This is a genomic window from Planctomyces sp. SH-PL62 (assembly GCF_001610895.1).
Taxonomy (GTDB): domain Bacteria; phylum Planctomycetota; class Planctomycetia; order Isosphaerales; family Isosphaeraceae; genus Paludisphaera.
On the sequence record NZ_CP011273.1, the window covers coordinates 2,196,564 to 2,209,780 of the forward strand.

Annotated in this window: 11 protein-coding genes; 9 read left to right on the forward strand and 2 right to left on the reverse strand. The window is 70.8% G+C overall.

Annotated features, from left to right (window positions below):
* Positions 1 to 9: 9 nt before the first annotated feature.
* The 3 genes from VT85_RS08405 (at position 10) to VT85_RS08415 (ending at position 2,232) form a co-directional block, all read left to right on the forward strand.
* Positions 10 to 1,038 (forward strand): DUF1559 domain-containing protein, encoded by a 1,029-nt coding sequence (locus VT85_RS08405; RefSeq protein ID WP_068413260.1) that lies wholly within the window; start codon positions 10 to 12, stop codon positions 1,036 to 1,038.
* A 101-nt stretch (positions 1,039 to 1,139) separates the two neighbouring features.
* Positions 1,140 to 1,664, forward strand: coding sequence for a carboxypeptidase-like regulatory domain-containing protein (locus VT85_RS08410; protein ID WP_068413263.1), 525 nt, complete (start codon positions 1,140 to 1,142; stop codon positions 1,662 to 1,664).
* Between the two features lie 28 nt (positions 1,665 to 1,692).
* The gene (locus tag VT85_RS08415; protein WP_068413267.1) at positions 1,693 to 2,232 is read left to right on the forward strand and encodes a hypothetical protein; all 540 of its coding nucleotides are present in this window, start codon (positions 1,693 to 1,695) and stop codon (positions 2,230 to 2,232) included.
* Positions 2,233 to 2,501: 269 nt separating this feature from the next.
* On the opposite strand, the gene VT85_RS08420 is transcribed toward VT85_RS08415, so the two are convergent.
* Both VT85_RS08420 and VT85_RS08425 read right to left on the reverse strand, forming a co-directional pair.
* A complete protein-coding gene (locus tag VT85_RS08420) occupies positions 2,502 to 4,259 on the reverse strand; it encodes an FAD-dependent oxidoreductase (protein WP_068413270.1) in 1,758 nt (585 codons plus the stop codon).
* A gap of 167 nt (positions 4,260 to 4,426) precedes the next feature.
* Positions 4,427 to 5,764 (reverse strand): Gfo/Idh/MocA family protein, encoded by a 1,338-nt coding sequence (locus VT85_RS08425; protein WP_068413272.1) that lies wholly within the window; start codon positions 5,762 to 5,764, stop codon positions 4,427 to 4,429.
* A gap of 284 nt (positions 5,765 to 6,048) precedes the next feature.
* On the opposite strand from VT85_RS08425, the gene VT85_RS08430 reads away from it, so the two are divergent.
* The 6 genes from VT85_RS08430 (at position 6,049) to VT85_RS08455 (ending at position 13,197) form a co-directional block, all read left to right on the forward strand.
* Complete coding sequence (locus tag VT85_RS08430) at positions 6,049 to 7,128, forward strand: catalase family protein (protein ID WP_068413274.1); 1,080 nt, start codon at positions 6,049 to 6,051, stop codon at positions 7,126 to 7,128.
* A 146-nt stretch (positions 7,129 to 7,274) separates the two neighbouring features.
* Positions 7,275 to 8,303, forward strand: a complete 1,029-nt coding sequence (locus tag VT85_RS08435; RefSeq protein WP_068421670.1) for an NADP-dependent oxidoreductase — start codon at positions 7,275 to 7,277, stop codon at positions 8,301 to 8,303.
* Positions 8,304 to 8,446: 143 nt separating this feature from the next.
* The gene (locus tag VT85_RS08440; protein ID WP_082858450.1) at positions 8,447 to 9,484 is read left to right on the forward strand and encodes an MBL fold metallo-hydrolase; all 1,038 of its coding nucleotides are present in this window, start codon (positions 8,447 to 8,449) and stop codon (positions 9,482 to 9,484) included.
* Between the two features lie 143 nt (positions 9,485 to 9,627).
* On the forward strand, positions 9,628 to 10,515 hold the full coding sequence (locus VT85_RS08445) for a phosphoribosylaminoimidazolesuccinocarboxamide synthase (protein WP_068421672.1): 888 nt from the start codon (positions 9,628 to 9,630) through the stop codon (positions 10,513 to 10,515).
* Positions 10,516 to 10,548: 33 nt separating this feature from the next.
* On the forward strand, positions 10,549 to 11,703 hold the full coding sequence (aroC, locus tag VT85_RS08450; protein WP_068413277.1) for a chorismate synthase: 1,155 nt from the start codon (positions 10,549 to 10,551) through the stop codon (positions 11,701 to 11,703).
* Between the two features lie 162 nt (positions 11,704 to 11,865).
* Positions 11,866 to 13,197 (forward strand): hypothetical protein, encoded by a 1,332-nt coding sequence (locus VT85_RS08455; protein ID WP_068413280.1) that lies wholly within the window; start codon positions 11,866 to 11,868, stop codon positions 13,195 to 13,197.
* Positions 13,198 to 13,217: the final 20 nt, after the last annotated feature.

The following is a 13,217-nucleotide window of genomic DNA, read 5'->3' on the forward strand; positions in this document are numbered from 1 at the left end:
TCCTTCCTGATGACCGCCACCCAACGCGGCGAAACCCGTCGGGGCTTCACGCTGATCGAACTGCTGGTCGTCATCGCGATCATCGCGGTGCTGATCGCCCTGCTGCTGCCGGCCGTCCAGTCGGCTCGCGAGGCGGCCCGGCGGATCCAGTGCACGAACAACCTGAAGCAGATGGGCCTGGCCTTCCACAACTACATGAGCGCCGTCGGCGCGCTCCCCCCGGCCAAGATCTTCTCAGGAAGCTGCACCGCCCTCAACTCCGGCGGCCGGGTCCTGAACACGACCGCCTTCGCCATGATCCTCCCCTACTTCGAGCAGACCGCCCTGGCCAACGCCTACAACTACGAGCAGGCCGGGAACAACACCGCGTTCGGCGGCGTCAACACCGTGGTCATCGGCTCGGAACTGGCCAACACGACCGTCACGGGGACGATGGTCAACGCCTTCTGGTGCCCCAGCGACAACGAGCCCGACGCCGTCACCGACCCGAACACCACCGCGGCCTGGCCGTATCGCCGGATCAACGCCCGCCGGTCCAACTACCAGCTCAACACCACGATCTACACGGACTACTTCTGCCCCGCCTCCGCCGGCGTCGACGCCGGCATGAAGGGCCCCTTCTTCAACGACGCGGCCACCTCGATCGCCGCCATCACCGACGGCACCAGCAACACGTTCCTCGCCGGCGAGTCGGTCAACGGCGTCTCCAAGTACGACCAGGGCCCGCCGCCCCGGTTCGGCCCCTACTGGGGCTCGGGCACGCACACCGCCGTGCACGGCCGGATCGTGCCCCCGACCTCGACCGACTTCCTCGCCTACATGCCCAACGGCGTCTCGGGCTACCTCTACCCGACGGCCACCGCGTTCGGCAAGAAGGCCCCCTACGCCTGGGTCTTCTCCAGCAAGCACTCCGGCGGCGTCAACATGGTGATGGCCGACGGCAGCGTCCGGTTCATCAAGAACTCGATCAGCCCCGTCACCTGGTGGGCCTCCGCCACCATGGCCGGCGGCGAGGTCGTCAGCGCCGACTCGCTCTGATCGAGCCGAACCGAACCGCGTCGAGCCGGATCCGAACGCCCGAAGCGCGGCGACGCCCACCCCCGGCGTCGCCGCGCGTCTTCCGTGTGGGAGCCCTCAGCATGAACCTCCGCCAGACGACCCGACGACTCGCGCCGGTCGCGATCCTCCTGCTCGCCGCCGCCGGCACCGGCTGCGGCGACGCCGACGACGCCATCACCCTGGCGCCCGTGAAGGGGAAGATCACCCGCAACAGCGAGCCCATGGCCAACGCTTCGGTCGCGTTCACGCCCGACCCGAGCAACGCCGACCAGACCCCCGGCGGCGACACCAGCGGACCCGCCGGCACCTACCTCGCCCGCTTCAAGTCCCGCTCCGGGCTCGCCCCCGGCAAGTACACGGTGACGATCACCCCGGGGACCGCCACCCCGGAGCTGGAAGTCGATTCCGCCGTCGAGGAAGCCTTCAAGGACGACCCGATCATGCTCGGCGAGATGAAGCGATCCGCCGCCGCCAACAAGGCCGGCCGCAAGGGCAAGAAGGCCGACCCCCCGGCCGAGTTCGACGCCGAGGTCAAGGCCGACGGCTCGCCTCTCGACTTCAAGTACGAGGACGGGGCGGTGCGGAAGCCGGGTGCCCCCAAGTGAACCGCCCCATCAATCCGAGGACCATCCGATGAAAGCCCGAGCCCCCCTCTCCATCGGCCTCCTCGCCGTCTTGCTGGCCGCCGGCTGCGGCCAGCCCGAGGACTCCGTGGACGACCGCCTCGCCAAGCTGGAGGCGCTCGTCCCCGTCTCGGGCGTGGTGAAGATCGGCGGCAAGGCCGTTCCCGGCGTCGTCGTGACGTTCATCCCCGAGGAGTGGGCCCCGGCGCACGGCGAGACCGACGAGGAGGGGAAGTTCTCCCTCATCACCGCCGCCCGCCCCGGCGCCATCCCCGGCGACTATAAGGTCGTCCTGAGCTACCTCGTCGCCGCCGACGGCCGCGTCCTCGGCCTCGAAGACCGCGCCGGCTTCGTCCCCGACCCCGCCGTGGCCACCGCCACCGAGAAGCTCCCCCCCTCGATCACGTCCTTCGAAAACACCCCCCTCGCCGCCACCATCCCCGACGGCGGGACGACCACCCTCGACTTCGAAGTCGACGCCCAGCTCGACGCCCCCGCGCCGACCCCGGGACCCTCGCCCGAGCCCCCGGCCGAACCCGCCAAGGACTGAGGGCCGGGATCAGTCCCCCCTCGCATACGAAGCGGAAAAGCCCGTCGCCAGGCATCCTTCTCCCCTCGAGGGAGGAGGTGCCGCGCAGCGGCGGAGGAGGGGGCGACGAGCGCGAGGGCCGTCGGCTGTTCGACTCGTCCGCCTTGATGGTCCCCCTCATCCGGCCCTTCGGGCCACCTTCCCCCAGCAGGGGGAAGGCATGATTACGCGAGTATCCCTGCTCCCCTCGTGGCGGATGAGAGGGCGACGAGCACGAAGGCCGTCCGCGATCACTCCGCCTTGTCGGCTTCGGGATCGGGGTAGAGCTTGCCTTCGATGGTCCATTCGGTGGGGGTCTTGCGGCGGACGAGGGCCTGGAGGTGTTCGATCTGCTCCAGCTCCTCGCGGCTGGTCCGGCCGTTGCGGGCCATGTCGGCGGCGGCGACGCCGGCGGCGGTGCCGCTGGACCATTCGATCGGGTGCAGGCGGGTCGCGGCGTTGGCGAGGAAGCTCTGCGCCATGGTCTTGCCCGCGACCAGCAGGTTGCCGTACTTCTCGTTCGTGAGCGAACGGAAGGGGATGTAGAACGGCAGGGTGTCGTGCGCCTGGACGATGTAGGCGGGCATCGTGCAGGTCGACATCGGGTGGACGTCCGACGGATAGGCGCCCAGCGCGACGCGGTCGAAGAACCGGCGGCCGGTCTTCTTGGCGATCGAGCGGTTCAGGTCCTGGCCCTTGAGCAGGAAGCCGTCGAGGCCGACCGAGCGGCGGGTGTCGCGGATGTAAGGCAGCTTGGCGAGGCCGTGGCTGGTGCCGAGCACGCCGCCGTCCAGGAGGATCTGCCGCGGGTCGATCCCCTCGGGCGCCTGGGCCTTGAACCAGTGGTGCCAGCCCAGGGCCCGTCGCTCGGCCTCGGACAGCACGGCGAGGTCCACGCCCCCATTCCAGTCGCCTCGCTGCGCGTCGGCCTCGGCGCGGGAGAGGAACAGGTAGCCGAACGGGTAGTCGTTGCCGCCGGCCTTGAGCTTGGCGGAGTACCCCCAGTTCTGGAGGCAGAGGTCGCCGACGGCCGCCGGGCCGCCCCCCCTGGCGCTCTTGATGCGGCGGTAGGTCCAGATCTTGTTCCAGGCCTCGGCCTTGCCGTCGAACTCGTCGAAGCCGAAGCCCGAGACCCCTTCGGGGCCGGCGGGTTCGTCGGCCGGCTCGGCGGCGTACCGCTGGACGAAGTCGTAGACCGTCGACTGGCCGCAACGGTCGTCCCCCTCGCGGCCGCCGTCCTCGAACTCGACCCCCTGGAGGTACGGGGCGTCGGCCAGGACGAGGACCTCGCCCCATTCGGTCGCGTCGATGAAGACGACGTCGCGGCCCCTGGGAGCCTCGAACCGGAGCACGGACTTGTCGAACCGCGAGGAGGGCTCGGGGCTGTACCAGTCGGCCAGGTCCTTCGACGGCAGGACGTCGTACCCGGCCGCCTCCACGCCCGGCCGGGGCTTGCGCCGGATCGCGGTGATCGCGGTGACGAGCCCCCTGGCCGCGTCGACCTCCACCGTCTTGATCACGGCCTCGCGGAAGACGACGAGCGTCCCCTCGGCGACGAGCTTCGCCTCCAGCGGGAGGAGGTGATCGTCCAGGAAATTCCGGGGCTCGAAGCAGTAGTTGCTGACCCAGCCCTTGCCGGGGTTGCCCGTGGCGTCGAGCATGGCGCGGAAGTTGGGCGTCATGTTCGCGCGGTCGCGGGCGATCGCGTGGACCTTGAACTCCTCGCCGGTCTTCTTGTCCTTGATCGTGTGCCAGGCCTCGTCGATCGCCGGCACGGCGCTCGCGGTGAGCTGGCCGCCGACCCAGTCGGTGGGCTCGATCAGGCAGGTCCTCGCGCCGCTCTCGGCCGAGGCGACCGCCGCCGCGAACGCCGCCGTCGTCCCGCCGGCGATGATCACGTCGAAGTCGCGATGGACTTCCTCGGTCCCCTCGGCGCGGCTCGGCGCCGGGACCGCCGAGAATCCGACCAGACCGATCCCGCACGCCCCCAGGAACTCTCGCCTTCGCATTTCAGATCCCTTCCTCTGGCCGTCGCCAGCCGCGACGGCCGTGCACCGATCCGTCCCGCCGCATCGCGGGCGCATCTCCGAATTCTATCAGTTTCGGGCGCGCCGGGTCGATCCCCGCACCGCGGGGGGGCGGCGCGGGGCGGGGGTCGACGAGGATCGGCGGGCGTTCAGGCCCGAGAGGGGCCGTCGGTCCTGGTCTTGACGGAGGAGGATTCGGGGAGCCGCCAGGGGGCGCGGTAGGGGCGGGAGAGCATCGCGGCGGCCTCGTCGTCGCCGACGATCGTCTCGGCCTTCGGGTCCCAGGCGATCTTCCGGCCGGCCCGGATCGCGATGTTCCCCAGGTGGCAGACGGTCGCCGAGCGATGGCCGATCGCCACGTCGCAGACCGGCTTCTCCCGCGTCTTGATGCAGTCCAGCCAGTTCCGGTGGTGGTTCGTGCTGACGTACAGGTGGACGTCGCCTTCCCCCGGCCGGTCTTCGAGGATCTCCTTCGGGTCGGCCGAGATGCTCCCGCGCGAGACGCCGATGGTCCCCTTCTCCCCCTCGAACTGGACCGAGTGGCCCTTGCCCTCGCCCTGGAGGCAGACGATCCGCACGCCGTCGTCGTAGGTGTAGACGATCCGGCTGGTCTCGGCGACCTCGAACCAGCCGTCCTTGTTGAACCGCGCGGTCGCCTCGACGGCGACCGGGCCGGACTCGTCGCGACCCAGGCCCCACTGCGCGATGTCCAGGTGGTGCGCGCCGAAGTTGGTCATCTGGCCGCCGGAGTAGTCCCAGAAGAAGCGGAACAGATAGTGGACGCGCTTGGCGTTGTAGGGCCGATGGGGGGCGGGGCCGAGCCAGAAGTCGTAATCCAGCTCGGGGGGAGGCGTCGAATCGGCCACGGCCGGGCCGTCGAAGTTGACCCTGGGGAGCAGGACGCGGACCTCCTTGACCTTGCCGATCCGCCCATTGCGGACCAGCTCGCAGGCCCGCCGGAAGCCTTCCTCCGAGCGCTGCTGGCTGCCGGTCTGGACGACCCGGCCGGCGGCGCGGGCGACGTCCACCATGCGTCGGCCCTCGGCCACGGTCAGGCTCAGCGGCTTCTCGCAGTACACGTCCTTGCCCGCGACGCAGGCGTCGGCCGTGGCCAGGGCGTGCCAGTGGTCGGGGGTCGAGACGACGACGCCGTCGATCGACCGATCCTCCAGCAGCTTGCGGTAGTCGCCGAACGTCGCCGGCTTGCCGCCGGCCTTCTCGACGACCCTGGCGGCGTCGGCCAGGTGCCCGGAATCGACGTCGGCCAGCGCGACGACCTCGACCCCTTCCTGCTTCAGGAAGTCCCTCAGGTTGCTGGTCCCCTGGCGACCGACGCCGATGAACCCCAGCCGGATCCGCTCGCCGGCGGCGACGCCCCCCGCGCGGCCCTTGCCGGTCAGGATGGTCGGGAACGCCCAGCCCGCCGCCACCCCGGCGCCGGCGCCTTTGAGAAAGCCCCGTCGATCCGTCCTCGCGTCGCCATTCATGACGTCCAGCCTCCGAATCGCCTGCTCCGAACCGCCGGCGCGCGCCGACCGCGTCCCAATTGTGCGACGCCCGCGCCCGCCACGCAACCGACCGTCGGGCCTCCCTTCCGAACGGCCGACGAGCCCCCGCGATCAAATTCCCGCGAAATCCGAACGTGTCGCCCGAATTGATTTGAACTCGACGAGCCCACCTCATACTTAAAAGCACAAAGAAAAGCGACTCCCAACGCCGCGGAGGCAAGCTCCGCCGAGGTCATCCCCCCCCCACACCGAAGGACCGATCCATGTACCACTCAGGCGAGAACGCCCCCCCCGGCGAGAACGCGGCCATCGAGAAGGTGGTCGAGTTGAGTCTCAAGCTCGTCGACAAGGCCAAGGATCCGGTCCCTCGCGGGCAGCACCCGAAGACGAACGGCGTGGTCCGCGCGGATTTCGTGGTCGATCCTTCGGGCCTCCCTCCGGAGTGTCGGGTGGGGCTGTTCCGGGAGGCCAGGACGTTCCCGGCCCTCGTCCGCTTCTCGAACGGCGCCCAGGCGGACGACCGCAAGGCCGACGTCCACGGCATGGCGATCAAGCTCCTGGACGTCGACGGCGAGAAGCTGATCCCCGAAGAGAAGGACGCGCGGACGCACGACTTCATCCTGGTCGACCACCCCATCTTCTTCATCCCCGACGCGGCGACCTACGTCCCGTTCTCGGAGGCGCTGGCGAAGGCCAAGGGGGTGGAGCCTTCCGCCGTGCGGAGCCTGCTGTTCCTGCTGCCGAAAGGCCCGCGAGCGGGGATGACGCTGGCCGCCTCGCTCATCGCCTCGTTGGGCGTCAAGCGGGGGACGGCCTTGTTGAAGCTCGTGAAAGAGGCGCTGGGCAAGACCCCGGACAGCCCGCTGACCACGCGCTACTGGAGCACCACGCCGTATTGCCTGGGCCCCAAGGCCGTGAAATACACGGCCATCCCCGACGCGACCCAGGCACCCCCGCGGGCCGACTCGCCGGACCTGCTGCGGCTGGCGATGAAGTCCACCCTCGACCACGGCGGCGCGGCCTTCACGTTCGCCGTCCAGATCCAGGCGGACCCCACCTCGACTCCGATCGAGGACCCGACGGTCGAGTGGAAGGAATCCGCGTCCCCGCCGATCTCGGTCGCCCGGATCGTCATCCCACGCCAGGATTTCAACGTCGAGGCCCGGCAGACGTTCGGCGAACACCTCTCCTTCACCCCCTGGCACGCCCTGGCCGAACACGCCCCCATCGGCGGCGTCAACCGCGCCCGCCTGCCGACCTACCGGGCGGTTTCCGCCGAGCGCCATCGCATCAACAGGAAACCCCAGGTCGAACCGACCCTCGCGGAAGTCGAGCGGGTGTGACGCCCGTCCGCATCCCGCGTTACTGGCCGTCGGCGGCGAGACGGGCCGGGATTTGCACGCCGGAAAGCCGTGGTTCGCCGCCGTCGCGCCTCGACGGCGACGAGAGCGGCCGCTTCACTTTCCTCAAGCCCGGAGGCCACCCCCCCATGTCGCAGCAAGCCGCCCGCATCGTCCTGGCCTCGCGCCCCAAGGGCGAGCCGAAGCCCGAGAATTTCCGCCTGGAGCGGTTCGACGTCCCCGAGCCCGGAGCGGGCCAGATCCTGCTGAAAACCCTCTATCTCTCGCTCGACCCTTACATGCGCGGGCGGATGAACGACCGCGAGTCGTACGCGCCTCCGGTGCCGATCGGCGGCGTCATGGACGGGGAGGTGGTGGCCGAGGTCGTCGCGTCGAACCTGCCCGATTATCGCGCCGGCGACGTGGTGCTGGCCCGGCTCGGCTGGCGGACGCACGGGGTCTCCGACGGCGAGGGGCTCCGCAAGATCGACCCGTCGCTGGGCCCCGTCACCACGGCGCTCGGCGTGCTGGGGATGCCGGGGTTCACCGCGTACTCGGGCCTGCGGATGATCGGGCAGCCGAAGGAAGGGGAGACGCTGGTGGTGGCCGCGGCCAGCGGTCCCGTGGGCTCGATGGTCGGACAGCTCGCGAAGCAGTCCGGGCTGCGGGCGGTCGGCATCGCCGGCGGTCCCGAGAAGTGCGCCTTCGTCCGCGACGAACTGCGGTTCGACGCGGTCGTCGATCATCGCCGGCCCGACTTCCGCGAACGGCTCGCCGAGGCCTGCCCGGAGGGGATCGACATCGATTTCGAGCTGGTCGGCGGCGAGGTCTGGCAGGCCGTACTGCCCCTGCTGAACAAGTTCGCCCGCGTCCCGGTCTGCGGCCTTGTCGCCCACTACAACGACGGTGGGGCGGGCGCGGTCGACCAGTTGCCGGCCACCCTCGGCCGCATCCTCGCGCGGAGTCTCACCCTCCGCGGATTCATCGTCTATGAGTTCGACGAACTCTTCCCCGAGTTCCTCGACGACGTCGCCCCGCTGGTCCGGAACGGCGAGATCCGCTACCGCGAAGACGTGGTCGACGGCTTCGAACGGGCGCCCGAGGCGTTCATGGGCATGCTCGGCGGCGGCAACTTCGGCAAGCTCCTCGTCCGGGTCGCCCACGAACCCCCGGCCTGAACCGCGAGGCGGTCCGGCGCGGCCGGGGGAGCGTCCTCGGGAACCTCGACGCGTCCGTCCGCTCCGGCACGGTGGTTGCGGATCATCCTGGAAGCCCACCCGTTTCCGAGGCGTGTCGGCCGGCGCGGCCGAGGAGGTTTCCTATGAGCGTGCGACAGCGGGATGCGACGGACCTGAAGCGGGCCCACTTCGAGCCGGACGCCTGGCCCCGGCCGATCGCCGAGGACCTGGCCTACCTGCGGACGGGCATCGTCAACGTCTTCTTCGCGGGGGAGGCGGGGGACCGGAACTGGGTCCTGATCGACGCCGGGCTCGCCGGCTGGGCGGACTCGATCGCCGACGCCGCGGCCGACCGATTCGGCGAGGGGGCCCGGCCCTCCGCCATCATCCTGACGCATGGCCATTTCGACCACGTCGGGGCCCTTCGGACGCTGGCCGAACGCTGGGACGCGCCGGTCTACGCGCACCCCCTCGAACTCCCCTATTTGACCGGCCGTTCCTCCTATCCGCCCCCCGACCCGACCGTCGGCGGCGGCGCCATGGCGACCCTCTCCTGGCTCTATCCTCGCGGGCCGATCGACCTTGGAGGCCGGGTCCGGCCGCTCCCTGCGGACGGCTCGGTCCCCGGGCTGCCGCGTTGGCGATGGGTCCATACGCCGGGCCACACCCCCGGCCACGTTTCGTGCTTCCGCGACGAGGACCGGACGCTCGTGGCCGGCGACGCGTTCGTCACGACCAGGCAGGAATCGGCCCTCGCCGTCCTGACCCAACGCCGCGAGATCCACGGCCCGCCGATGTACTACACGAGCGACTGGGCCGCCGCCCGGCGCTCGGTCAAGCTCCTCGCCGACCTGGAACCGGAGACGGCCGGGACGGGCCACGGCGAACCCCTCGCCGGCGAACCCCTCCGCGCCGGGCTCCGCGCCCTCGATCGCGAGTTCAGGCGGCTGGCGGTCCCCGCCCACGGGCGGTACGTCTCCAGTCCGGCGATTTCCGACGCCCACGGCGTCGTCGACGTGCCGCCGGACGTCCCGCACCCGCTGCTCCGGGCGGTCGTCGGTTTCGGGGTCGGCCTGGTCGCCGGGGCGGCCCTCCACCGCCTGGCGACGCGACCTCGAACGCACACCGGAGGGCCAGCCGACCCGGCGCGGGGGCCGAAAGGCCGCGACCGACACGCCTGACGACTGAGAAGAAGGACCGCCTCGGCGAGCCCTCCGCCCGGATGGGCTCCCGTCCCCGACGTCCCGGGGGCTTGTCTCCGACGTCGCTTTCGAGTAAATTCGTCGGCGGTGGGTTGATGAACGGATGTCGGGTGGAGGCGGGCGTGGCGATCTCGGAAACGGGTCTGGGCGGGCTTCCCCGGAAGCAGGGGAAGGTGCGCGACGTGTACGACCTGGGCGACCGGCTCTTGCTGGTCGCCACGGATCGCATCAGCGCGTTCGATTGGGTCTTGCCGACCCCGATCCCCGACAAGGGGCGGGTGCTCTCCTGCCTCAGCGAATTCTGGTTCGAACGCCTGGGCGTCGCCAACCACCTGATTTCCAGCCACGTCGACGACTTCCCGATCGCCCTCGACGACCAGACCCGCAAGGACCTGCGAGGCCGGGCGATGCTCGTCCGCAAGGCCAGGGTCGCCCCCTTCGAGTGCGTCGTCCGGGGCTATCTTTCCGGCAGCGGCTGGAAGGAATACCGGAAGTCGGGCGAGGTCTGCGGCGTGAAGCTGCCGCCGGGGCTCGTCGAGAGCGACCGCATCGACCCGATCTTCACCCCCGCCACCAAGGCCGAGACCGGCCACGACGAGAACGTCTCGTTCGACGTCATGGCCGCCGCCCTTGGTGCCGAGGTCGCCGCCACGCTCCGGGACAAAAGCCTGCATGTGTACGGCCAGGCGGCCGAGACGGCGCGCGAGAAGGGCCTGATCCTCGCCGACACCAAGTTCGAGTGGGGGTTCGACGAGCAGACCGGCGAACTCTTGCTGATCGACGAGGTGCTCACGCCCGACAGCTCCCGGTACTGGTCGATCGAGACCTACAAGCCGGGCGGGCCGCAGCCGTCGTTCGACAAGCAATACGTCCGCGACTGGCTGGAGGCGACCGGCTGGGACAAGTCCAGCCCCCCCCCGGCGCTCCCCGACGACGTGACGGCCCGCACCCGATCGAAGTACATCGAAGCCTATGTGCTGCTGACCGGACGCCCGTTCCCCTGGCGCTGACGCGACCCGACGAAGGCCCGAAAGACCCCGCCCATGCTCCGCTATCTGACCGCCGGTGAATCGCACGGAACCGCCCTGACCGCGATCGTCGAGGGCTTCCCCGCCGGGGTGACGCTCGACAAGTCGTTCATCGACCGCGAGCTGGAGCGTCGCCAGGGGGGCTACGGCCGGGGCAAGCGGCAGAAGCTGGAGACCGACCGGGTCTTCATCGAGTCCGGCACGTTCCGAGGGGTCAGCACCGGGGCCCCGATCACGCTTCGGCTGATCAACAACGACGCCAAGCTCGAACGCCTGTCCGAGCCCGCCGCCCCGCGCGGGGGGCACGTCGACCTGGCCGGCTCGATCAGCTACCAGACCGGCATCCGCCAGGTCCTCGAACGGGCCAGCGCCCGCGAGACGGCCGTCCGGGTGGCGGCCGGCGCGCTGGCGAGGCTCGTGCTGCGGGAGGTCGGGATCACCGTCTTCGGCTACGTCGCCGAGCTGGGGGGCGTCCCGGCGCCGCCGCTGGGCTTCGACCTCGCCGTCCGCGACGCCAGCCCGGTCTACACGCTGAACCCCGAGGCCGACGCGGCCATCGTCGCGGCGATCGACGCCGCCCGCGAGGCCGGCGACACGCTCGGCGGACTCGTCGAGACGATCGTCACCGGCTGCCCCATCGGCCTGGGGAGCCACGTCCAGCCCGACCGCCGGCTCGACGCGCGGCTGGCCTGCGCCGTCATGGGCATCCAGGCGATCAAGGCCGTCGAGATCGGCCTGGGGATCGAGGCCGCCAAACGCCCCGGATCGAAGGTCATGGACCCGATCCGGTACGACCCGGACCACGACGAGGCCGACCGCCGCTACGGATTCCGACGGCCCTCCAACAACGCGGGAGGGATCGAGGGGGGGACCTCCAACGGCGAGCCGATCGTCGTCCGCGCGTCCAAGAAGCCGATCAGCACCCTGGCCAAGCGGGGACCATCGGTCAACATGGCGACCAAGGGGGAATCTCCCGCGTCGTACGAACGTTCCGACGTCTGCGCCGTCCCCGCCGCGAGCGTCATCGTCGAGAACGTCGTCGGCTTCGAGATCGCCGCCGCCCTCCTCGAACGCTACGACGGCTCCAGCCTGGATTCGCTCAAGGCGACGATGGCCGCCGTCCACGCCCTCAACCGCGAGAAGCTGGACCACTGGTCTGAGCGCCCCTAAAACCCGAACGCTCGGGAAGCGCCCGTTCCAGCCGGGCTGGATTCTCGCGCGCGGTCCTGGCGATACAACGTAGGTAACGCGCCTGGCCGTCGGCCGCCCGGAGGATCCGGGGCGTCGACGGCGTTCCTTCGGGCGCATTCGTTCGACTCGAGGGAGGCACGGATGTTCCCCCTTTCGCGACCGGCCCGCCAGGGGCTGGCGACGACGGCCCTGGCGCTCTTGACGGTCCTCCCCACGGGATTCACGGCGTTCCACGCCTGGCGGATCAACCGGCCGGGCCACGTCCGCGACGTGGAGATCACGCTGGGGAGGCGGCTGGGCCTCCAGGTCACGCTCGACGCCGTCGCCTATCCTCGCCCCGGCGAGATCCTGTTCCACGGCATCGTCCTCCGCCAGGAGGAGCCGAGGGGGAAGGGCCTGGCCGAGATCGCCCGCGCGGCCTCGCTCCGCCTGGTCCAATCGGGCCGCGACCTGATCGTCCACGCCGACGAACTGGCGCTCCGGGGCGAGAGCCCGGACCTCGCCATGACCCAGGTCGGCTCGCTGCTGCAACGATCCGGCGAGGTGCCGTACGACCGCGTGGAGCTGACCGCGCCTTCGTGCCGTCTGGACCTCGGCGCGGGGCTCGGCTTTTCGTTGCAGGACGTCGCCGCGACGCTCGCCTCGGAGCCGTCGGGACCGACCGTCCGCGTGGCCTATCGCCTCGTCGAGCCCGGATCGAAGACGCGATGCGAGCTGACCCTGAGCCGGGACCGCCGCGTCGATCCGGTCAGGACCACCCTGGCGCTGAAGACGCTGGAAGGGCTGCCGCTGCCGGCCCGCGTGCTCGACGTGTTCTTCGACGCCACCGACTGGATCGGCGAGGACGCCCGCGTCGACGGCCGGCTCACGCTCCGACGCTCAGGCGGCGGCGCCTGGGAGGGAGACTTCGCCGGCGACCTGCACGACGTCGACCTCGCCGCGCTCGTCGGCCGACGATTCCCCAGCCATCGCCTCGCCGGCTCGGCGCGGGTCTCGATCGAGAACGCCCGGTGGGGCGACCGGCCTGGGCAGGGGCCGGGCTGGATCGAGGCCAAGGGGAAGCTCACTTCCGGCCCCGGATCCGTGGGTGTCGATCTGCTGACCGCCCTCGCCCGCGAGATGGCCTTCCGGCCCCCCTCGCGACACGCCCGGGGCGTCGACGCTCGCAGGTCCGAGGTCGATTTCGGCGCGCTCGGGATGGCCTTCGACATGCGGCCCGACGGCGAGATCCACCTCGCCGGCGCGCTGGGGAACGAGCACCCGCCGGACGCCGTCCTGGCCGCCGGCGTCTCGCCTTTGATCCACGCCCCCGAAGGCGCTTCGAGCGTCCACGGGCTCATCAAGACGCTAGTCCCGGTGGCCGCCGCCCGCCCGGGAACCCTCGTCCCGCTGACGTCGGAGTCGCGGGTCCTGCTCTGCCTCCCCGTCGCCCCCGAAGTCGCCCGGCCGACCCGGACGATGGGAGCGAACTGAGCGGGAAGCGAAACGAAGGC